This window comes from Methylobacterium sp. GC_Met_2 (genome assembly GCF_026540795.1).
Classification (GTDB): domain Bacteria; phylum Pseudomonadota; class Alphaproteobacteria; order Rhizobiales; family Beijerinckiaceae; genus Methylobacterium.
This window is the reverse complement of sequence record NZ_JALNUM010000048.1, coordinates 26,013-45,588: the sequence shown is the minus strand read 5'-3', so window position 1 is coordinate 45,588 and position 19,576 is coordinate 26,013. Positions and strand designations below refer to the sequence as shown.

General features: G+C 69.3%; 20 protein-coding genes and 3 pseudogenes. 18 read left to right on the top strand and 5 right to left on the bottom strand.

Features of this window, described 5'->3' with window-relative positions:
• Positions 1 to 210: pseudogene (locus OXS49_RS17250) on the bottom strand (porin family protein); the annotation flags it as partial.
• Between the two features lie 415 nt (positions 211 to 625).
• Here OXS49_RS17250 and OXS49_RS17245 point away from each other — a divergent pair.
• The 8 genes from OXS49_RS17245 to OXS49_RS17210 all read left to right on the top strand — a co-directional run bounded on the left by OXS49_RS17245 (position 626) and on the right by OXS49_RS17210 (position 4,674).
• A complete protein-coding gene (locus OXS49_RS17245; RefSeq protein ID WP_267425837.1) occupies positions 626 to 1,159 on the top strand; it encodes a GAF domain-containing protein in 534 nt (177 codons plus the stop codon).
• 108 nt (positions 1,160 to 1,267) lie between these two features.
• A complete protein-coding gene (locus OXS49_RS17240) occupies positions 1,268 to 1,417 on the top strand; it encodes a hypothetical protein (protein WP_243999002.1) in 150 nt (49 codons plus the stop codon).
• A gap of 152 nt (positions 1,418 to 1,569) precedes the next feature.
• Positions 1,570 to 1,794, top strand: coding sequence for a hypothetical protein (locus OXS49_RS17235; RefSeq protein ID WP_243999004.1), 225 nt, complete (start codon positions 1,570 to 1,572; stop codon positions 1,792 to 1,794).
• A 169-nt stretch (positions 1,795 to 1,963) separates the two neighbouring features.
• Positions 1,964 to 2,344 carry a hypothetical protein gene (locus OXS49_RS17230; protein ID WP_243999006.1) on the top strand — a complete coding sequence of 127 codons (381 nt, stop codon included), beginning with the start codon at positions 1,964 to 1,966 and terminating at the stop codon, positions 2,342 to 2,344.
• A 54-nt stretch (positions 2,345 to 2,398) separates the two neighbouring features.
• Complete coding sequence (locus tag OXS49_RS17225; RefSeq protein ID WP_243999008.1) at positions 2,399 to 3,046, top strand: hypothetical protein; 648 nt, start codon at positions 2,399 to 2,401, stop codon at positions 3,044 to 3,046.
• Between the two features lie 197 nt (positions 3,047 to 3,243).
• Entirely contained in the window at positions 3,244 to 3,705 is a 462-nt protein-coding gene (locus OXS49_RS17220; RefSeq protein WP_267425834.1) for a MucR family transcriptional regulator, read from the top strand.
• A gap of 399 nt (positions 3,706 to 4,104) precedes the next feature.
• Positions 4,105 to 4,230 carry a hypothetical protein gene (locus OXS49_RS17215; RefSeq protein ID WP_267425833.1) on the top strand — a complete coding sequence of 42 codons (126 nt, stop codon included), beginning with the start codon at positions 4,105 to 4,107 and terminating at the stop codon, positions 4,228 to 4,230.
• Between the two features lie 165 nt (positions 4,231 to 4,395).
• Positions 4,396 to 4,674, top strand: a complete 279-nt coding sequence (locus OXS49_RS17210) for an adenylosuccinate synthase (RefSeq protein WP_243999012.1) — start codon at positions 4,396 to 4,398, stop codon at positions 4,672 to 4,674.
• Between the two features lie 21 nt (positions 4,675 to 4,695).
• Here the strand turns inward: OXS49_RS17210 and OXS49_RS17205 are convergent, their stop codons facing one another.
• Positions 4,696 to 4,827, bottom strand: coding sequence for a hypothetical protein (locus OXS49_RS17205; RefSeq protein ID WP_267425830.1), 132 nt, complete (start codon positions 4,825 to 4,827; stop codon positions 4,696 to 4,698).
• A 647-nt stretch (positions 4,828 to 5,474) separates the two neighbouring features.
• Between OXS49_RS17205 and OXS49_RS17200 the strand changes: the two are divergent.
• Together OXS49_RS17200 and OXS49_RS17195 are read left to right on the top strand one after the other, a co-directional pair.
• Positions 5,475 to 6,911 (top strand): annotated as a pseudogene (locus tag OXS49_RS17200) (PAS domain-containing protein).
• Complete coding sequence (locus OXS49_RS17195) at positions 6,908 to 7,270, top strand: response regulator (RefSeq protein ID WP_267425829.1); 363 nt, start codon at positions 6,908 to 6,910, stop codon at positions 7,268 to 7,270. Before OXS49_RS17200 ends, OXS49_RS17195 begins: the two are co-directional and overlap by 4 nt.
• 40 nt (positions 7,271 to 7,310) lie before the next feature.
• Here OXS49_RS17195 and OXS49_RS17190 read toward each other — a convergent pair whose 3' ends face one another.
• On the bottom strand, positions 7,311 to 7,964 hold the full coding sequence (locus OXS49_RS17190) for an autotransporter outer membrane beta-barrel domain-containing protein (RefSeq protein WP_267425838.1): 654 nt from the start codon (positions 7,962 to 7,964) through the stop codon (positions 7,311 to 7,313).
• 36 nt (positions 7,965 to 8,000) lie between these two features.
• Between OXS49_RS17190 and OXS49_RS33670 the strand changes: the two genes are divergently transcribed.
• The 6 genes from OXS49_RS33670 to OXS49_RS17160 all read left to right on the top strand — a co-directional run bounded on the left by OXS49_RS33670 (position 8,001) and on the right by OXS49_RS17160 (position 14,179).
• Positions 8,001 to 8,504, top strand: coding sequence for a helix-turn-helix domain-containing protein (locus tag OXS49_RS33670; RefSeq protein ID WP_267425828.1), 504 nt, complete (start codon positions 8,001 to 8,003; stop codon positions 8,502 to 8,504).
• Between the two features lie 326 nt (positions 8,505 to 8,830).
• Positions 8,831 to 10,072, top strand: coding sequence for a metallophosphoesterase (locus OXS49_RS17180; RefSeq protein WP_267425827.1), 1,242 nt, complete (start codon positions 8,831 to 8,833; stop codon positions 10,070 to 10,072).
• Between the two features lie 67 nt (positions 10,073 to 10,139).
• Positions 10,140 to 11,408 carry an arsenic transporter gene (locus tag OXS49_RS17175; RefSeq protein ID WP_267425826.1) on the top strand — a complete coding sequence of 423 codons (1,269 nt, stop codon included), beginning with the start codon at positions 10,140 to 10,142 and terminating at the stop codon, positions 11,406 to 11,408.
• A 30-nt stretch (positions 11,409 to 11,438) separates the two neighbouring features.
• A complete protein-coding gene (locus OXS49_RS17170) occupies positions 11,439 to 12,359 on the top strand; it encodes a DMT family transporter (protein WP_267425825.1) in 921 nt (306 codons plus the stop codon).
• A gap of 9 nt (positions 12,360 to 12,368) precedes the next feature.
• A complete protein-coding gene (locus OXS49_RS17165) occupies positions 12,369 to 13,766 on the top strand; it encodes a TAXI family TRAP transporter solute-binding subunit (protein ID WP_267425823.1) in 1,398 nt (465 codons plus the stop codon).
• Positions 13,767 to 13,942: 176 nt separating this feature from the next.
• On the top strand, positions 13,943 to 14,179 hold the full coding sequence (locus tag OXS49_RS17160) for a hypothetical protein (RefSeq protein WP_244006993.1): 237 nt from the start codon (positions 13,943 to 13,945) through the stop codon (positions 14,177 to 14,179).
• Between the two features lie 85 nt (positions 14,180 to 14,264).
• Here the strand turns inward: OXS49_RS17160 and OXS49_RS17155 are convergent.
• Positions 14,265 to 14,753 (bottom strand): annotated as a pseudogene (locus OXS49_RS17155) (peptide deformylase); the annotation flags it as partial.
• A gap of 199 nt (positions 14,754 to 14,952) precedes the next feature.
• Between OXS49_RS17155 and OXS49_RS17150 the strand changes: the two are divergent.
• A complete protein-coding gene (locus OXS49_RS17150) occupies positions 14,953 to 16,989 on the top strand; it encodes a molybdopterin oxidoreductase family protein (protein ID WP_244006990.1) in 2,037 nt (678 codons plus the stop codon).
• A 162-nt stretch (positions 16,990 to 17,151) separates the two neighbouring features.
• On the opposite strand, the gene OXS49_RS17145 is transcribed toward OXS49_RS17150, so the two are convergent.
• Positions 17,152 to 18,723 (bottom strand): ABC transporter substrate-binding protein, encoded by a 1,572-nt coding sequence (locus tag OXS49_RS17145; RefSeq protein WP_267425821.1) that lies wholly within the window; start codon positions 18,721 to 18,723, stop codon positions 17,152 to 17,154.
• A 372-nt stretch (positions 18,724 to 19,095) separates the two neighbouring features.
• Here OXS49_RS17145 and OXS49_RS17140 point away from each other — a divergent pair, with 372 nt between their 5' ends.
• Positions 19,096 to 19,335 (top strand): hypothetical protein, encoded by a 240-nt coding sequence (locus OXS49_RS17140; RefSeq protein ID WP_267425820.1) that lies wholly within the window; start codon positions 19,096 to 19,098, stop codon positions 19,333 to 19,335.
• Positions 19,336 to 19,576: the final 241 nt, after the last annotated feature.

Sequence of the window (19,576 nt, the reverse complement as noted above, 5' to 3'; positions counted from 1 at the left end):
GAAGGGCACGCCGAAGCTGTTGCCGGTGGAGCGGCTGGAGGCGTCGAAGGCATAGCCGGCGTTGATACCGAAGTAGGCGCCCGACCAGGTGAACACCGGCACGGGGGTGAACACGGGCGGCGGGGCGGCGCGGCGCGGCAGGTCGGCGGCCGAGGCGGCGCCGGTCAGGAGCGCCGTGGCGGCGCTCGCGAGAAGAAGCTTCTTGATCATCTGGTCCTCTGTCTCCCGTTGAGCGGGATGTGTGCCCGGCGACAAGGACGTCAGGACGCGGCTGAGCGATAGTGCAGAGATGCAACAGCCGGCCCGGGGGTCCGGAGCCCCACAGCAGTAAGGTGCGCTAGAGCACATCATTGCGGCGATTTGATCGGCCAATGAGAAACTATTAAAGGATGCTCGACTCAGGACAGACGCTTAATATTCTCTTGCTGTGGCGGATTGAGAGATCTTCTGGCGGCACGCTATCGATGCTCGCTCAGGACGAATCGTAGCTCTCTGGAATTCTAACGCAAGTTGTTTGGCTCGGTGCTGAAGACACGCTTATTGAGAAAGGGCAGTGGGGATCGGATCGCGATGTCGGCGTGTCCCCCGTCGGCCGATTCCCGCCCTGCGCCGCTCCGTGCGCTGCATGGCTGAGACCCATATCCGCCCGCATCCGGGCCTGGCATCGGCCCCCGGCGCCCTGGAGACTGCAGGATCGCTGGAGGCGGTCGTGTCCATCCTGCGGAGGACCGCACGGGCGGTCGCCAGCTCCGACGGGATTGCGGTCGTCCTGCGCGAGGATGACACCGTCTACTACGCGGCGGAAGACGCGATCGAGCCGCTGTGGCGCGGGCGCCGGTTCCGGCTGACCGAGTGCATCTCAGGCTGGTGCATTCTGAACGGCCAGACGGTGAGCGTGCCCGATATCGAGCGTGATCCACGGGTCCCAGTGGCGGCCTATCGCACCACATCGATGCGCAGCCTCGTCATCGTCCCGATTGGCGTTCCCGAGGCGGTGGCCGCGCTGGGTGCCTACTGGTGCGCCTCCGTCATCCCGGACGACGCGACCATCTGCCGGCTGGAGGCCCTGGCTCATCAGGCCGCGGCCGCATTCGGGCGGGTACGGCTTCTGTCCGAGGCGATCGGAGCCCAGGCCTCGGCGCAGCCCTCCGGTTCCTGACGCCCAGGGCCGCCGCCAGACGTATCGACCGCCGCTGGCCGGAGGGATCGTTCGGCCGTTCCGGTTGTTCCTCGCTTCCACGACCCCGTAGGATGTTCGACCTCCCCCATGAAGCGCTTCGTCCTCGTCGGTATCTTCGCGGCTCTCCTGATCGCCATCGTCCTCATTGCGGCCACGTGGTCGAAGGTCACGCCCGTGAACCCGGCCGTGACGCCCGACACCTCATCCACGCCCAATCCGACCGGTCAGCGGAAATGAAGGCTCGGCATCGGCGAGCGTACAGCCTACCGGGCGGCGGGATCCGGTCCGCGGCCGGATGCACCGTCCGAACCGTTGGCCTTGCGGGAACATGCGTTGCGCTGAGGCCTTGAACCGTCACCGGCTGTTCGGCAGGCCGTCAGGAGGGGCGCATGGGACAGGATGTCGACGCGGCACGCGAAGCCTTCGGGACTGTGCCCCCGGCGCGGCCCGCGCGACCCGTAGGAGAGACCGATCCGACGGCGGGCGGCAGCGGACCGCACGCCCCGGGCGCCGCCGTTCCGGATGCCCAGGTGGCGCCCGAGACCGGCGGCTACGACACCCGGCCGCCCCGGCCCATGCCAGACAACCGCAAGGGCGGCCACGGCGCCGGCTGACCTATCCCGGTGTGTCCACCGCAACGATCTGGCTAGAATGCGAGTATAACAGTTGCATAGATCTGCAAATTTTAGCCGATTCCTCAAGCGATCCCGTTAAATCACCTGATTCCGGAACGTCGTGCTCCACGAAAGGTTTGATGGTTCCGAAACCATCACGGAGCCCATCATGCGTATCTCTCTTGCCCTTGTCCTCGCGACCCTGCTCGGATCGAGCGCTGTCGCTCAGACCACGGTCACGGGCACGCCGGCTGCCCCCGATGCCAAGACGAGCCAGCAATCCGGCGGTCAGCAGAGCGTGACGCGGCCGAACACCGATAAGATGACCCCGAACGGCACCGGAACCGGTGCGGGCGGCAGCGTTCAACTTGAGAAGGGCGCGAACAGCTTCACGGAGGGCGAGACCCGCGCACGGTTGGCGAAGGCCGGCTTCATGGATGCCCGGGATCTCAAGAAGGATTCGGACGGCATCTGGCGGGGCACCGCCACGCATGGCGGTCAGACCGTTCAGGTCGGTCTCGATTTCAAGGGCAATGTGGCGGCGCAGTAATCCGTCCCCTGACGCGAATGTTGGCCGGCGAGACAGTTTGGCAGGAGAAAGTTCATGGCTCAACAGACCATCACGGCCCTCTACGACAGCTATGCGGATGCGCGTACCGCCGTTGGCGAGATCGAGGGCAGCGGGATCCCGCACGGCGATATCAGCCTCGTCAGCAACAACGAGGGCGATCGGCATGCCGGTGTCGTCGATGACGGAACCGGCGATGCCGCCGCCAAGGAGCGTGCCAAGGACGGCACCGGGGCTGGTGCGACCCTCGGCACGGTCGCGGGCGGTGCCGCGGGTCTCTTGGCGGGCCTCGGCCTGATCGCGATCCCGGGGGTCGGACCGGTGGTCGCCGCCGGCTGGCTCGTCGCCACACTGACGGGGGCCGGCATCGGCGCAGCCGCGGGGGGATTCGCTGGTGCACTGACGGGTGCCGGGGTGGGCGAGGCGGACGCCCATGCCTACGGCGAGGGCGTGCGGCGGGGTGGAACCCTCGTCACGGTCCGCCTCGACCCGGCGCGGGCCGCGCTGGCCCCAACGGTGACAGCGATCCTGGAGCGGCACGGTGCGGTCGACCTCGATGAGAAGGCGAATGCATGGCGTGCGGAGGGCTGGACGGCCCCGCAGATCACCACGGGCACCGGCCCTGCCGGGACGAACGGCGAGCGGGGTCGGGTCCGGTCCTATCCGGCCACCACCGACCTCTGATCCCTGTCGGTGATTCGGAAGACCTTCGAAGGCGGACCGGGCGATCGTTTCGAATCGATCGCCCGGTCCGCCGCGGCTGGTGTGCGCTGCGGGAGAAATACCGCCTATTCGCTAAGTCATCGTGCTAAATTTACTTCGTTTAAACCTTTGCCGGCCCCAAACGATGAGGTGACACAGCGCTTTTCGAAGGACCTCACATGACCGACACACACGATGAGGCGACCGAGACCTTGGCGGTCGTGACCGCCGAACTCGTTGCCGCCTACGTGTCGAACAATCCCGTTCCGGTCGCGGAGCTGCCGGCGCTGATCGCCCGGGTCCACGGAGCCGTCGCGGGCCTCGTCTCGGGCACCCTGACGGCGGAGGCCGGCACGGCAGCCCAGCCCGACATCGACCGGCCGAGCGCGGCCCAGATCCGCAAGTCGGTCCGTCCGGACGGGATCGTCAGCTTCATCGACGGCAAGACCTACAAGACGCTCAAGCGCCACCTGACCAGCCACGGGCTGGACCCGAGGGCCTACCGCGACCGCTACGGCCTGCCGGCCGATTACCCGATGGTCGCCCCGGCCTACGCCGAGCAACGCTCCGCCCTCGCCAAGGCGATCGGTCTTGGCCAGCCCGGCGCCATGGCCGAGCGCGAGCGCAAGGGTCGGGGCTAGGACCTGAGCGGGATGCTGCGCATCTCTCCGCAGGGTGGGCTAAGATACTCATAAATCGCAGTCCGGCCGTGAAACGCACCCATCCTTCCCCCCTCTGCGGGGGGAGGGTGATGCGCGGCCGCCCCTCAGCTTTATCCGGCACCGATACGCGAACCGATAGCCCGTGCGGGCGGGACGGCCCATGCATCCCCCGGACCGCGCAATGAGGCGCGACGGCGATCACCTTGGCCTTCCTGGGACGAATCTTCACAGGCACCACCGCAGGATCTGCATGCATCACGGCTTCGATCTGTTTAGAACATTTCATGAACATGGCGCATCGGCCGAGGCGGTTCAACCATCGGTGGCTGACAGGCTCGGATGCTGGTGGATCGCCGGGGATGGAGCAGGAAAACAGCAATGCCAACACGGCTCTACCGCTTCCATTGTACGGACGGCCACGAGCTGGTGACCGACCTCGACGGCAGCCCTTTGTCGAACGCGGCGCAAAGCGTGTTCATGCCGAGCGCGTGGCCCTTGCCCTGATGGAACGGGTGGTCGAGCGGTTCGATTGGTCGCGCTGGCAGGTCGAGGTCTACGATGCGCGGGGGGCCGGGTATGGAGCTGGGCCTTCCCCGACGTGAACGTCGATGCGCAGGCCACGTGAATGACACCGAGCGTGGCAGAAACTTGGAACGAGGGAGAACTGGAATGGCCTTCAAGCCGAAATCCGCGGCGGAGACCAAGGCGCGGGATCTGGGTCTCGCCCTGGCCCGGATCGCCGAGGACGAAGGGCTGCCGGCAAATATCGGGGTGGACCGGTTGCGCCAAGCGAGCCCGCGGCTGACGCCGCTCGCGGTCGGCCAGATGGTTCGCAAGGAGCGGGAGACCGTCGCAGAGACGCTGGCTGCACGCGGCCTCACGCTCGTCGACTACTCCGATCACGGACCGGGCCGCGGGATGGTGTTCACCATCGACGCGGACGGATGAGTCTCTCGGTGACCGGCCCGCTCAGGCAGCGGCCGGGCGGCGACCGCGCAGCAGGCGGCCGACACGGCGGAACAGCATGAGCGGCAGCTTGAGCAGCGCCCTGACCGCGAGGACCGCGGCGACCGTCAGGAGCGCCAGAATCGAGTTCAGCATAAGGACGTTCTCCCGGGGCCGGGCTGCCCCGTGGGGCTGATCACCCCAGGGGGCGCCTGGAACACGGCAAGACTATGAACGCGGGCGGTCCATTGGGTCGCAGGCAGCTGGATCGATGCGGTGCAGGCTGCTGAATGGCCTCGATCCGCACGCTAGGACGGAGCGAGCTTATCGGCAGCTTGTTGGAGCGCTCTCCGAAGGGGAGGCCAGTTCGGCGCGCGGACGCGCGACAACACGGAGAGATGAACCAGGCAAGCATGCGACGCCCACGATCCACGGCTTGGAGAGACGGCGATCCATTCCTCGTCCTGATGCGGTTACCGCAGGATGGCGGGGTGGCGTGGGTCTCCCGAACACCCCGGCATGGCGTACCGTGTCGCGACGCGATCAGGAGCGCGTGTGGAGCATCATCCCGGACGCGGAACCGTCACGGTGCCGCAGCCCTTTGCGTGTGCACCATCTGTATCAGAAAACCGGTGACCGCCGTTCGGGATGATGCGCGAGCAGGTCAGATCAGGAACATGCCGGCCGCAGGATCGCCGCCTCCATCCGTCCCGCCCCGCGCTCCTGTCGGGAACCGTAGGACCGTTCGTCGGACGGGCGGGGCCTCGACGCTTCCAACCGGCTGCGGCGAACTCGGCGATCTGGTGCGGACCTACGACTGGGCGCGCACGCCGCTCGGCCCGATCGCCGACTGGCCGCAGAGCCTGATCTTCGCCGTCAGCACCCTGCTGCTCTCGCCGGTGCCGATCGTGCTCCTGTGGGGCCCGGACGGCATCATGATCTACAACGATGCCTATTCGGGCTTCGCGGGTGGGCGCCACCCGCAACTCCTCGGCTCCAAGGTGCGCGAGGGTTGGCCGGAGGTCGCCGATTTCAACGACCACATGATGCGCGTGGTATTGGCCGGGGGGACGCTTTCCTACCGCGATCAGGAACTCACCCTGCGTCGCTACGGCAGGCCCGAGCCGGTCTGGATGAATCTCGACTACTCGCCGGTCTTCGACGAAGGTGGGAAGCCCGCGGGCGTCATCGCCATCGTGGTGGAGAGCACCGAGCGGGTGTTGGCCGAGCGGCGCCTGCGCGAGAGCGAGGCGCTGTCCCGCACGCTCGCCCAGGGCATCCCGCAGCTGATCTGGCGCGCTGGGATCGACGGCGCCTGCATCTGGGCGAGCCCGCAATGGATTGCCTATACGGGCCAGGACAACGACGGCAGCCTCGGATGGGGCTGACTGGAGGCCGTCCATCCCGACGACGTCGCCATCGCCCGGACCGCCTGGCAGGAAGCCGCGGCCAGCGGCCAGCTCTCCTATGAGCACAGGCTCTGCAACGCCCCCGGACAGCGCTACCGCTGGTTCCAGACCCGCGCGGCGGCGGTGCGCGACGGGGAGGGGCGGATCGTCGAGTGGCTCGGCACCTCCACCGACATCGACGACCTGCGCCAGCTTCAAGAGCGCCAACAAGTGATGGTCGCGGAGCTGCAGCACCGCACCCGCAACCTGCTCGGGGTCGTGCGCGCCATCGCCAAGCAGACCATGGCGCTGACCGGGCCGGGCGAGCTGTTCAAGGCGCAGTTCAACGACCGCCTGTCGGCGCTCTCGCGGGTGCAGGGTCTCCTGTCGCGCTCGGACCAGGAGCCGATCACGCTGCGCACGCTGATCGAGACGGAGCTCGCTGCCCTCAACGCCCCCGCAGCGCAGACGCGCGTCCGGATCGCGGGACCGGTGGTGCGCCTGCGCAAGGCAACCGTGCAGACCTTCGCGCTGGCCCTGCACGAGCTCGCCACCAACGCGCTCAAATACGGTGCCTTCACCACGCCGCAGGGCTCCTTAAGCGTGACGTGGCGAATCTGCGAGTCCGAGGACGGGCGCCGGCTCCTTGTGGACTGGGTCGAGGAGGGGCTGGTCCGCCCGTCTGGGGCCCAGGACGCGTCCCTGCGGGGCGGCTACGGGCGCGAGCTCATCGAGCGGGCGCTGCCCTACGCGCTGAAGGCCAGGACCCGCTATGCCTTAAGCGAGACGACACTCCAGTGTACGATAAACCTCCCCCATCCCGAGGGAGACACCGCAGGGAGCCTACCATGAGTTCGGACGGGGCGCTGACCGGCCGGCGGATCCTGCTGGTCGAGGACGATTACTTCATCGCCATCGACCTCAAATCATGGTTCGAGGAAGGCGGCGCGGAGGTGCTCGGCCCGGTGCCCAGCGTGGAGGAGGCGCTGGCGCTGATCGCCGGAACGGCCGCGATCGACGCGGCGGTGCTCGACATCAACCTGCAGGACGAACTCGTCTACCCCGTCGCCGACGCGCTGCGGGCCCGCGGCGTGCCGTTCCTGTTCGCCACGGGCTACGACCCGGCCGTCGTGCCGCCGCCCTATGGAGCCGTGGCCCTGTGCCAGAAGCCGATCGACCCGCAGGTCGTGGCCCGGACCTTGTTCGGCTGAAGCGCCGAACAGGATCCGGACACGCGGGCGCCCGCCGAGGTTACCAGCGGGCCTGCAATCCGGCGGCGATCACCTGGGCGGTGGCGCCGGGGCGCAGGTCGCCGGTGTAGCTCAGCGACAGCTGCACGCCCTCCGCCACCGGACCCGTCAGGCTCACCCCCAGGACCGCCCCGTCCCGGCCGAGCCGGCTCGTGCGCGTCGCGAACGGCACCCCGAACAGGCTCGAGCGCAGAGTGGCGACGGTGTCGCCCAGCTCGTGCGCCCAGTAGGCCCGGTCCTCCAGCCGCAGGCCCGCCGCTCCGTCCGCTGCCGTGCCGTCGACCGCAAGGCTCGTCACACGCCCGCCCACGAGGCTGCGCGCGCCGTCGAGGCCGGCGGTGGCGAAGCTCTGGTTCGCCAGTCCACCCCGCTCCGCCACCCGCGCCCGGGTCAGACGGTCGACGCTGAAGCCCACCTCCGGCACGCACTCCACCGGCAGGCCCAGGCCCAGCGCGGTGCCGGCAAAGCCCGACCCCCCGGCGTCCCAGCCCGAGGTCAGGCCGCTCGCCCGCGAGACGCCGGCGCCCAAAGCCGCGGTCCGGTCGATCCGACCGTCCGCGTAGGGTGGATGCCACCAACGTCCTGATCCCCCGTCTCCTGCTGGAGCAGCAAAGCTGCCAGCCGGACGCCCTGCACGGCTGCCCCCCTCGACCATAACGGCGACCCGTTCGGGCGCCTCGTTCACACCTTCGTGGCGAACGTCGCCGCCTGCGGCGACCTCTTCGACCGGCGCGAAGCCCAGGCGGCCTCGGCGGCGGTCATCCAGCTCTGCGCGAGCTGGCTGCAGGGGCGGGGGGAGGGCCGCACGTCCCGGAATCCGGATGTCCGGATCCGGGTCCGCCGCCTCGTGGAGGCGGAACTCGGCAATTCGCAGCTCACGCCGGCGCTGATCGCGACGCGGCTGGGCCTGTTGCGCTCGACGCTGTACCGGCTCTTCGCCCCGGACAGCATCGTCGCGTATATCCGCGACCGCCGCCTGATGGCCGCGATGCGGATGCTCGCACGCGAGGACGGGTCGAGGCCCGCCCGCATCGGGCAGGTCGCCTACGCGGTCGGTTTCGACGACGAGCGGACGTTCCGGCGGGCGTTCAAGCGCCGGTTCGGCTCCGTGCCCAGATCCGCACGGCGCTGCCTGGAAACCGGACCGCACCAGACTCCCCGGGCGGTGCTGCGCCACTGGATCGAGAGCCTTTGAAACGCTCCGTGGGCGGCTGTTCATCGCCTCGGGGAGCGACTTGGGGAAGCGTTCGACCGGTCGGCCACAATCGTCGCAAGGCGTGCGCATGTGTCCATCAAGCAGACACAGACCGTCCGATTTCACGACACTTTCTCGGAACTGTTCGGCACCCCGCCGTCGATCACGAAAAGTTAGGTTCCACCCGCCCCGGCCTGCGGCCTGCTGGCGGAACTTGACCGCGTCCGGGGCGTCGGGCCGTTCGCAACACTGACGGCCCCCTCGCAGGGCCCGTCCGGAGGGCACGATGGTGGGCGGGACAGGCAGAGCGACCGGGCGAGCGCCTCATGCGTGAGACGCACGACGTGTTCGCCTTCGCGCATATCGGCGACCTCCACCTGCAGGGCGGGGGCGACCGGAACGCCGACGACCTGCGGGCGATCCTCTCCGAGATCGACGGCCTCCACGGGTGCGGCCTCCTCGACTTCGCCTACCTGCCGGGCGACCTCGCCGAGGACGGGCTTGCGGCGCAGTACGCGATCCTGATCAACGCCCTGGCGGCCCATCCGCGCCTGCCGGTCTGCCTGATCGCCGGGGATCACGACCGCCAGTACGGTACGATGACGGATTTCGACGCCCTGTTCGCGCAGGTGGCGGGCAGCGCGCGGGGCGGTGATCACCACGCGCAAGACCATCACTTGTCCAAGTTCGGGCAGCCCGACCCCGTCAGGCAGTACTACTTCGCCGAAACGATTGCCGGCGTGCGCTGCCTGTTCCTCGACATGATCAGCGCCGGCTACGGCCAGAAGGGGGTCGGGCTCGATTTCCGGCTCGGTCCGTGCCAGCTCGCTTGGCTCCGGAACGAACTCGATCAGGCCGGCCAGAAGGGCCTGCCCTGCGCTGTCTTCACCCACACCTATCCGGACGACCTCAACGCGCCGGGCGAGAAGGCGGCGCTGGCCGGCCTGATCCGCGGCCACAACGTCCGCCTCGTCGAGATGGGCCACACCCATTACAATGAGCTCGCCCATGACGGGCGCACGCTCTACGCCTCGGCCCGCTCGGTCGGTCAGAACGAGGACGGCTCGGTGGGCTACGCGGTGGCGGCGATCGATGGCGCCGAGACGAACTGGCGCTTCAAGCCCCTCGACCAGGCACTCCCCGTCACGATGATCACGAGCCCCGCCGATCGGCGCCTCGCCACCGCGGCGCTCGGTCCCGACGCGACGATCACGGTGCGGGCCCTCGTGCTGTCGAACGCGCCGCAGGCGGCTTGGTGCTGCTGGGCGCGGGTCGATGACGGTCCGGCATATCCGATGAGCCCGGCCAGCCCGCGCATCGTCGAGGTGCGGGTCCCGTGGCCGGTCGGGTCGCGCCGCCTGTCCGTCGCGGTGACGGACGGGACCCTGAATCCATGCACCCTGGCGCCGAACACCGACACCGATTCGATCGAACCCGTCTCGCGCTGCTTCGTGCCGCCGCTGGCACCGGACCGACCCGGCAGCGACGCGTTCCGCACGCCGTTCTGGCCCGAGAAGGGCATCCGGGGCGACCAGCTCGGTCCCAACCGCAACGGGCGGGGCTGGTAGCCGGCCTGTACCGAAACGCGGCACACATCCCTTTCCCGACTCACCCGATACAGGACTACCGGAACCGATGGGCGCGCTGACGCTGACCCCCAACATCACGACCTGGGCGATCGCGGCCCTCGCGACCCTTGGCGTCATCCTGCGGCCGTTCTCATGGCCGGAGGCGATCTGGGCTGTGCTGGGCGCAGGCGCCCTGGTCGCCCTGGGGCTGCTCGCCCCCGCCACCGCCTGGGAGGGCGTGCTCAAGGGGACGGACGTCTACCTGTTCCTCGTCGGCATGATGCTGATGTCGGAGGTCGCTCGGAAGGAGGGCCTGTTCGACTGGCTGGCCTCGATCGCGGTGCGCGCCGCCAAGGGCTCGGCCTCCCGGCTGTTCACTCTGGTCTATCTCGTCGGCACGGTCGTCACGGTGTTCCTGTCGAACGACGCCTGCGCGGTGGTGCTGACGCCGGCCGTCTACGCGGCCACCAAGGCCGCCAAGGTCGAGAACCCGCTCCCATACCTGTTCGTCTGCGCCTTCATCGCCAACGCGGCGAGCTTCGTGCTGCCGATCTCGAACCCAGCCAACCTCGTGGTTTTCGCCGACCACATGCCGCCGCTGGTGCGCTGGCTCGGCCTGTTCGCGCTGCCCTCGGTGCTGGCCATCGTGACAACCTACGCGGTTTTGCGCCTGACCCAGGCCAAGTCCCTGCGCGGCCAGACCGTCGCCACCGACGTCGAAGCGCAGCCGCTCTCCCGCACCGGCCTTGTGGCCGGTCTCGGCATCGTGGCGACCGGCGGCGTGCTGATCGGCGCCTCGGCTCTCGGCCTCGATCTCGGCCTGCCGACCTTCGTGGCGGGCTTAGCCACCACCGTGGTCGTGCTGCTGCTCAAGCGCGGCGGCCTCGTGGAGGTCGCCAAGGATGTGTCGTGGAGCGTGCTGCCGCTGGTGGCCGGCCTGTTCGTGCTGGTGGAGGCCCTGGAAAAGACCGGCGTCCTCGCCATGCTGGCGGATCTGCTCAAGGGCTACGCCCACGCCGCCCCGGAAGCCACCGCCTGGGGGGCAGGCGGTCTGATCGCGGTGCTGTGCAACCTCGTCAACAACCTGCCGGCTGGCCTGATCGCGGGGGCCGCCGTCCACACAGCCCAGGTGCCCGAGAAGGTCGCGGGCGCCATCCTGATCGGCGTCGATCTGGGCCCGAACCTCTCGGTGACGGGGTCCCTGGCGACGATCCTCTGGCTCACCGCCATCCGCCGCGAGGGCCAGGATGTCGGCGCCTGGACCTTTCTGAAGCTCGGCCTGCTGGTGATGCCCTCCGCCCTCCTGCTGGCGCTCGCCGGTCTGCTGCTCGTCTGATTTTCACCCCGAGAACCCCAAGGTCCGCGCGTGACGGCTGCCCTCCTCTATCCCTTCATCCTGGTGGCCGGCGCGCTGCAGGCGCTCGGCAATGCCATGAACGCGCAGCTGCGGGGCAGGCTCGTCAACCCGTGGTTGGCCGCGACGGTGTCGTTCCTGCCGATCGTGTTCGTCTTCGCGACCCTGTTCTTCACGATGCCGACGCCGCTGCCGAGCCTCGACAGCTTGAGCAAGATGCCCTGGTACGCCCCGCTCGGGGGCGTGGCCGGCGCGGTGGCGGTGTTCGGCGGGCTCGCCTTCATCGACAAGGTCGGCGCCGGGCCGTTCAACGGCCTGACGCTCACCGCCAATATCCTCACCTCACTGGCGATGGACGCGTTCGGGTTGTTCGGCCTGCAGGCCTCGGGCTTCAAGCCGCTGCCCTGGCTCGGCGGCCTGCTGATGGCGGTGGGCGTCACCTTCATCGCGAAGTCCGGCGGCAAGAGCGAGGGCGGCGAGTCGGGGGTCGGCGGCAAGCTGCTCTACCCGTTCATCATCGTGGCCGGTGCCCTGATGGCGATCGGCGTGGTCTGGAACGCGCAGCTCCGGGGTGCCCTGGAGAATCCCTGGCTTGCCGCGACGGTCTCGTTCATCCCGGTCGTGTTCGTGTTCGCGCTGATCTTCCTGCTGCGTCCGTCGCCGCTGCCGAGCCGGGAGGATGTTGCGGGGGTCCGCTGGTGGATGCCGCTCGCCGGCATCACCGGGGCGGTGGCGGTGTTCGCCGGGCTGCTGTTCGTCGACAAGGTCGGGGCCGGCGCCTTCAATGGCCTCTTGATCACCGCCAACCTGCTCACCTCGATGGCGCTCGACCATTTCGGCTGGTTCGGCATGAAGCAGGTCAAGGCCGGCCGGCCGCGCCTGATTGGCGCCGCCGTGATGGTCGCCGGCATCGTGCTGATCTCCCTGTTCTGAGCGGCCGGAATGTGGGCCTTCCCCGCCTGGCTGCTGCGCCGTGAGGTCCTGCTCCTGGCGGGGGCCGTCCTGCTCGGCGTGGGCGGGGCGGCGGCGTGGTACCTGCTCCAGGCGACGGTGCTCACCATCGCGGTCGCCCCCCGGGACGGCACCGAGCCGGAGCTGATCAAGGCCTATGCCGACGCGCTCGACGCCGCGCACGAAAACGTTCGGCTGAAGATCCTGTCCTTCGACGACGTGCGCGAGAGCGCCGCCGCCCTGCAGGATGGGCGCGCCGACCTCGCGGTGGTCCGCCCCGACGTGCTCCTGCCGACCAATGGGTTGACCCTGGCGATCCTGCGTGACCAGGCGATGATCATCGCCTCGCCGGAACAAGCCGGGATCCCGAGTTTCCCGAAGCTCGCCGGCAAGCGGCTCGGGATCGCGGCCCACCGTGACGCCGACCTGGGGCTGCTGCGGAACATCCTCGGTTATTACGGGCTCACCCTGGAGGAGGCGGCCGGCCCCGCGCGGGATTCCACCGTCCTGCTGGTCCCGGTCGATCAGGAGGCGGTGGCGGGCGCCTTTCGCGAGAAGCGGATCGACGCCTTCGTCAGCATCATCGCCCCCTCGGCGCCCAAGGCGCTCGCCCTGGTGGGCGCCGTGCAAGGGTTCGCCCGCGGCGGCAAGGTGGCGTTCGTCACCGTGGAGGACGACGACGCCGTGATCGAGCGCTTCCCGCGGCTTCAGGCGGTGACCATTCCGGGGGGCCTGTTCGGCGGCCGGCCGAAGCTGCCGGCCGACGACGTGAAGACCGTGGGCGCCTCCTACCGGCTGATGGCCCGAGCCTCCCTGAGCCGCGTGGTGGTGGCCGATGTGACCCGGCAGCTCTTCGAGAAACGCACCGCCGCCACCCAGGTGACGGACGCCGCCGAGTACGTCCAGGCCCCGGCCTACGACACCACGGTAGCGGCGACGAGCGCGCGCATCCCGATCCATCCCGGCGCCATCGACTATTACGAGCGCGACCAGCACGGCTTCATCGAGCGCTACGGTGACACGCTCTACCTGCTCGGCGCGCTGGCGGGCGGCCTCGTCTCGATGCTGGCCTGGATCCGGCGGCGGCTGGCAAGCCTGCGCGGCGAGCGGATCGACGCGATCATCGACCGGCTCCTGGAGATCGCCGGGCAGGCCCGAGCCTTGCGTGATCCAGAGGCGATCGAGGCGCTCACCGTCGAGGTCGATGCACTCGCCATGGATGTGGTCCGCTACACCCGGGAGCGGGAGCCCGGCCCGCCGGTCCTGTCGGCGGCCTCGGTCGCCATCGATACGGCCCGGGCCACGATCGCGGATTGCCGGACCCGAGCCGACGAGGCCGGGGCACGCATCGGCCGCTCCGTGCGGCTGCACGGTTCGGGTCGGACCTGAAGGCCGGGCGCGGCGGTCGCCGGCAAGACGATTCGTGCGTTTCCGGGCCTCAGGCCACTGCATGAGAAGAAGGTGTTTGCGTCAGCTTCCGAGGAGAGAACAAGAGTCTCCACGGGTCGGGAAATTCGAAAGACGCCTCCATTGCCGTTGGGTGGGTCCGAGGCAACATTCCCAATATGCGCACGCAGTCCGAAATCCAGCCCACAACCTTCGATCCGTTCGGCGAACCCGTCGCGGACGGCGTCGCTCGCGCCTGCCCGGAGGTTGCGGGCGACCGGACCGCCCGGCGTGTCGGCGGTGCCGTGTTCTGGACGCTCGCCCTGGTGATCCTGGCCGGACGCATCTACGCCTACGACATGCCGGTGGTGCAGGATGTCGCCGCCCACGCGGTCCAGATGCTGGCCCTGCGCTGAGGGCATCGGCCAGATCTCCTGTATGCTGTGCTGCGCTCCTTGCGCCGAAGATGTGTCCCCTTCGGCGAAGAACGTTTAAATCTGATTTCGTCTTCCCGAATCGCTTGAGCAGAAGCTCGCGCTTCAGGCGGGACAGGCGGTCGATCCAGAAGACACCGTCGAGTTGATCGATCTCGTGCTGAATGGCCGCGGCCTCGAAACCTTCCGCGGTCTGCTCATGCTCAGCGCCCTCGAGGTCGCTATAGCCGAACCGGATGTGGGCCGGCCGGGTAATCCGTTCCCGCACCCCCGGCATGCTGACGCTGCCCTCCTCATGGGTCGCCGTCTCGGGTGAGGCCCAGAGCACAACCGGGTTCACGTAGACGCGCCGCTCCGCCTCCGGAGACATCCGGATCACCACGACCCGTGCGGGCACACCGATATGCGGGGCGGTGAGGCCGATGGCGCTGACGTCCAAGAGCGTGTCCCAGACATCGGTGACGAGCGCCGACAGGTCCGGCCCGAACGCCTCGACCGGGGCGGCCAGATGCGAAAGGCGCGAATCCGGGAACAGGACGAGAGGGCGGGCCGGCATGGGCGGTTCACTTGCAACGGTGTGGCTGCGGCCTTCCTGTATCGTGCCAGGGCGATAGGGCAATCCGGAGCGCGTGCGACCGGTGCCGTCGGGACGGGGAACCGGGAGACCGCGCGCCGATCTCCTCCGGATTCGCCAAGCCGCCTCAAAAACGCACGGGCCTTGCATTAGTCCTGCCGGCGCCACGGGAGTTCATCGTTTGGTCCGGACCGTCTGCCCGCACGATTGCCCCTCCGCCTGCAGCCTCGACGTGCAGGTGGAAGGCGGACGCGTCATCTCGGTCCGCGGGGGCGACAATCCCTACACGGCCGGCGTGATCTGCGCGAAGGTCAGTCGCTACGGCGAGCGCGTCCACCATCCGGATCGGCTCCTCCACCCGCTGGAGCGCGTCGGCCCGAAAGGTGGCGGGCAATGGCGGCGGATCTCCTGGGACGCGGCGCTCGACCGTCTGACCACGGCCTTCGCCGAGGCGGCGGAACGCCACGGCCCGGAAGCCGTCTGGCCGTACAATTCAGGCGGCACCATGGGCCTCGTCCAGCGGGACGGGATCCACCGCCTGACCCACACGATGGGCTATTCGCGGCGCAAGCGCACGATCTGCACGGCGATCGCCATCGCGGGCTGGAGCGCCGGGACCGGGCGGATCGCCGGGCCGGATCCCCGCGAGATGGCGCTGTCGGACCTGATTGTGGTCTGGGGCGGCAACCCGGTGAGCACCCAGGTCAACGCGATGACCCATATCAGCCGCGCCCGGAAGAACCGGGGTGCCAAGCTGGTGGTGATCGACCCCTATCGCACCGGCACCGCGGCGGCGGCCGACCTCCATCTCGCCCCCCGGCCAGGCACCGACGGGGCTCTGGCCTGCGCGGTGCTCCACGTCCTGTTCCGCGACGGCTATGCGGACCGGGCCTACCTCGCCGCCCATGCCGAGGATACGGCGGCGCTGGAGACCCATCTGGCCGCGCGCACGCCCGAATGGGCGGCGGCGATCACCGGCCTGGAGCCCGCCGCCATCGAGGCCTTCGCGGCGCTCTACGGCCGGACGCCGCGCAGCTACATCCGCTGCGGCTTCGGCTTCACCCGCAGCCGCAACGGCGCCGTGAACCTCCACGCGGTGACCTGCCTGCCGACCGTCACCGGTGCGTGGCAGCATGAAGGTGGGGGCGCCCTCTGGCAGCAGGCCGCGATCTTCAACTGGGACAAGACCCTGACGGAGGGGCTCGACGTCAAGGCGCCGGGCGTGCGCGAACTCGACATGAGCCGGCTCGGCGCCATCCTGGCCGATGATCCCGACACCCTGCAGGGCGGGCCGCCGGTGCGCGCCATGCTGATCCAGTCGGCCAATCCCGCCGTCTCGGCGCCGGATAGCGCCCGGGTGCGCGCCGGGCTCGCGCGGCCGGACGTGTTCGTGGCCGTGCACGAGCAGTTCATGACCGAGACCGCGGCGCTGGCCGACCTCGTCCTGCCGGCCACCACCTTCCTGGAGCACGACGACATCTACGGGGCCGGCGGCCACAGCCACATCCAGGCGGGGCCGGCGATCCTCGCGCCGCCCGGGGAGTGCCGCTCGAACCATGCCCTGCTCAGCGCGCTCGCCGCCCGGCTCGGGGCGGACCACGCCGGCTTCCAGCTGAGCGCCCGGGAACTCGCCGACGCCACCCTGGCCCGGTCGGGCTGGGGCGGCCTCGACCGGCTCGAGGCGGCCGGCTGGATCGACGCGCAACCGGACTTCGCCGAGAGCCACTTCCTCACCGGATTCGGCCATCCGGACGGGCGCTTCCGCTTCGCCCCCGACTGGGCGGCGCTCGGCCCCCGCGCGGCCGGGATGCCGATCCTGCCCGATCACTGGCCGGTGGCCGAGCCCGCCGATGCGGATCACCCGTTCCGGATGATCGCCCCGCCGGCCCGCCAGTTCCTCAACACGACCTTCACCAACGTACCCGAATCGCTCCGCCGCGAGGGGCGGCCGACCTGCCTGCTCCATCCGGAGGACGGCGCGCGGCTGGGGATCGCCACGGGCGACGCCATCGAGGTCGGGAATGTCCGTGGCCGGGTGCGGCTGCACGCGCGCCTCGCCGAGGGGCAGCAGCCGGGCGTCGTGGTGGTCGAGAGCCTGTGGCCGAGCGCGGCGTTCGGCGGTGGCAGCGGGATCAACACGCTGGTCGGGTCCGCCCCGGCGGCGCCCAACGACGGCGCCGCCTTCCACGACACTGCCGTCTGGGTCCGGGCTGCCTGAGTCCCAGTCCTGGTTTCGAAAGGTCGAGACCTTTCGCGGGTCCAGGGCAGAGCCCTGGTGCCGGACTTCGTCCGGTCTTGGGCTTCGTCCGGTCTTGGGCTTCGTCCGGTTTTGGGCTTCGCCCGACCTCAGGGCTCCGCCCTGAACACCCGCCAAAGGGCTTCAGCCCTTCTTCACGTTCCAGAACACCGGCACGCCGTCGAGCACCCCCGTCAGGGACGGCTTGTACGAGGTCTGGTTGAAGTATTGGCCGAGCGGCAGGTAGGGCAGGTCGATGAAGGCCTGCCGCTGGAGATCGGCCGCGAGCGCCTTGCGGGCGGCGGTGTCGGGGGCGTCGAGCCATTGATCCCGGAGGGCCTCGATCCGCGCGCTGGTCGGCCAGCCGATCGGCGCGGTCTGGCCGGTCCCCCGCAGGAAGGCGCTGACCGCCGGGTTGGCCTGATCGAGCCCCGCCCAGAAGGTGCAGAAGGCGCTCCAGCCGCCCTGGGCGACCGGGTCCTTCTTGGCCCGCCGCTGCACCACCGAGCCCCAGTCCATGATCTGGTAATCGACGTTGAAGCCCGCGCGGGTGAGCATGTCGGCGGTGACATCGGCCATCGCCTTCAGGCTCGGGAAGTCGGAGGCGCCCATCAGCACGACCTTCTCGCCCTTGTATCCGGCCGCCGCCAGCGCCTTCTTGGCGCCTTCGTAGTCGCGCTTGGCTGTCAGGACGTCGAGCCCGACATCGCTCGCCATCGGCAGGCCGGGGCAGAAGAAGCCGGTCGGCACGTGGGTCAGCTTGGGGTCGGTGCCGGTCACAGCCTGCATGACGTCGGTCTGATCGACCACCTTCAGCAGCACCTGCCGGATCGCCGGGTTGTCGAAGGGCGGCTGAAGCTGGTTCATCCGCAGGCAGCCGATCAAGCCGGTCGGGTCGGCGATCCGCGTCGTCAGCTTGCCCAGCGTCGGCACGAGGTCGGCCGGCGGCTGCTCCCACCAATCCATCTCTCCGGTCTGCATGGCCGAGGCGGCGGTGGCCTGATCGGGGATGACGTTCCACTCGACCCGGTCCACGAACACGCGCTTGGGACCGGAGGTCCATTGCGGTTCCCCACCCTCGCGGGGGACATAGCCGGCAAATCGCTCGTAGACGACGCGGGCGCCGACCACGCGCTCGTCGGCCTTGAAGCGGAACGGTCCGCTGCCGACCATCTCGGTCACCTGGGTGAACGGGTCGGTCTTGGCGAGCCGCTCCGGCATGATGGCGCAGATCGCGGAGGCGACCTTGCCGAGCGCGTCCGGCAGCAGCGGGAAGGGCTTTTTCAGGCGGAACTGGATCGTCCTGTCATCCGGTGCGGAGAGTTCGTCCGTATAAGCCATCAGCGTCTGGCCCATGGCGTCGCGCTTGCCCCAGCGGGCGATGCTCGCCACGCAATCCCGGGCGAGCACCGGGCTGCCGTCGTGGAACATCAGCCCGGGCCGGAGGGTGAGCCGCCAGAGCGTGCCGTCGTTCTCTACCGTATGCCCGGCCACCATCTGTGGCTGGGCGCTGTAGCTGGCATCGGTGCCGTAGAGCGTGTCGAACACCGCGAGCCCGTGGTTCCGGGTGACGTAGGCGGTCGTCCAGATCGGATCGAGCACCGTCAGGTCGGCCTGCGGGATGAACTTGAGGACCCGCGCGGCCGTGCCCTGCGCCAATGCCGGGGCGGCCAGCGCCGCGCCCGACAGGGCCATGAAGGATCGTCTGTTGAGCATGCCAGCCTGTCCACCCGGTGAGGTCCGCGGCAGCGTAGCATGCCCCGGGCCAGGAGAGGCAGGAACGGCCCGAGGGCTGTAACAGTCCCCCCGTCCCGCTGCGCAAACGGCGTCTCGCGCGGAAGAAACGGCATCTCGCGCGGAAGAACGGGTGCAAGAAGCACCTTATTCGAACCGGTATGAGCGCATGTCTCCGACGGCTGGTGGCATGAACAAGGTTTTGTCAACAGAAAGACTTTATTGGCTTCCACACGGCCGGGGTGGTCGCGCGCGGCCAATCAGGACGTCCCTCGGGCGTGGATCCGGTCGGCGAGACACAGCCGCCGTGCCGGTCCGATGACCGGACAGGCTTCTCCAGGATCACGTCACACCATGAATTTCACGGTCTCCGCGCGTGTCTCCGCGCGCCGGTTCGCCTATCAGCACGCATCCGTCCTCAACGCCCTGGACCAGGGCATGAGCTTGATCGCCGCCGGCATGGCCGACGTGACGATCACCGACGGGAGCGGCCGGACCCGATCGCCGGCGGCCCTCTATCAATCCCTGTTCGGCGGCAGCCGCGCCGGTGCGCCGCAGGGCGCGGCGGCCCCCGGGGTGCTGCAGGCCGCCTGATCGGCCCGAGGGTCGTACCCGATCGCGTTTCGATCGCGCACGGCCCTAAACCCGCGTTTTGGCGCACCCCCTTGCGCCGAACCGGTGTTCACTTCGGCGGCGGGCGCTCTGATTCCGGCGTTCCACCGGGGTCGTCACGACTGACCTTGTGAACAAAGAAATTCGGCGGATACGGAATCGTGTTTCTGGACATTCCGTGAGATCACGCCTAACCTAAGAGTGTTCGCGCCGCCGACGTTTC

Excerpts from the sequence above, each read along its gene's own strand:
- OXS49_RS17210 (WP_243999012.1), top strand. The coding sequence starts at position 4,396 with ATGGCCTTCAAGCCGAAATCCGCGGCGGAGACCAAGGCGCGGGATCTG.
- OXS49_RS17245 (WP_267425837.1), top strand. The coding sequence starts at position 626 with ATGGCTGAGACCCATATCCGCCCGCATCCGGGCCTGGCATCGGCCCCC.
- OXS49_RS17145 (WP_267425821.1), bottom strand. The coding sequence starts at position 18,723 with ATGCTCAACAGACGATCCTTCATGGCCCTGTCGGGCGCGGCGCTGGCC.
- OXS49_RS17190 (WP_267425838.1), bottom strand. The coding sequence starts at position 7,964 with ATGGTCGAGGGGGGCAGCCGTGCAGGGCGTCCGGCTGGCAGCTTTGCT.
- OXS49_RS17180 (WP_267425827.1), top strand. The coding sequence starts at position 8,831 with ATGCGTGAGACGCACGACGTGTTCGCCTTCGCGCATATCGGCGACCTC.
- OXS49_RS17235 (WP_243999004.1), top strand. The coding sequence starts at position 1,570 with ATGGGACAGGATGTCGACGCGGCACGCGAAGCCTTCGGGACTGTGCCC.
- OXS49_RS17205 (WP_267425830.1), bottom strand. The coding sequence starts at position 4,827 with ATGCTGAACTCGATTCTGGCGCTCCTGACGGTCGCCGCGGTCCTCGCG.
- OXS49_RS17220 (WP_267425834.1), top strand. The coding sequence starts at position 3,244 with ATGACCGACACACACGATGAGGCGACCGAGACCTTGGCGGTCGTGACC.
- OXS49_RS17165 (WP_267425823.1), top strand. The coding sequence starts at position 12,369 with ATGTGGGCCTTCCCCGCCTGGCTGCTGCGCCGTGAGGTCCTGCTCCTG.
- OXS49_RS17240 (WP_243999002.1), top strand. The coding sequence starts at position 1,268 with ATGAAGCGCTTCGTCCTCGTCGGTATCTTCGCGGCTCTCCTGATCGCC.
- OXS49_RS17140 (WP_267425820.1), top strand. The coding sequence starts at position 19,096 with ATGAATTTCACGGTCTCCGCGCGTGTCTCCGCGCGCCGGTTCGCCTAT.
- OXS49_RS17215 (WP_267425833.1), top strand. The coding sequence starts at position 4,105 with ATGCCAACACGGCTCTACCGCTTCCATTGTACGGACGGCCACGAGCTG.
- OXS49_RS17230 (WP_243999006.1), top strand. The coding sequence starts at position 1,964 with ATGCGTATCTCTCTTGCCCTTGTCCTCGCGACCCTGCTCGGATCGAGC.
- OXS49_RS17195 (WP_267425829.1), top strand. The coding sequence starts at position 6,908 with ATGAGTTCGGACGGGGCGCTGACCGGCCGGCGGATCCTGCTGGTCGAG.
- OXS49_RS17160 (WP_244006993.1), top strand. The coding sequence starts at position 13,943 with ATGCGCACGCAGTCCGAAATCCAGCCCACAACCTTCGATCCGTTCGGC.
- OXS49_RS17175 (WP_267425826.1), top strand. The coding sequence starts at position 10,140 with ATGGGCGCGCTGACGCTGACCCCCAACATCACGACCTGGGCGATCGCG.
- OXS49_RS17225 (WP_243999008.1), top strand. The coding sequence starts at position 2,399 with ATGGCTCAACAGACCATCACGGCCCTCTACGACAGCTATGCGGATGCG.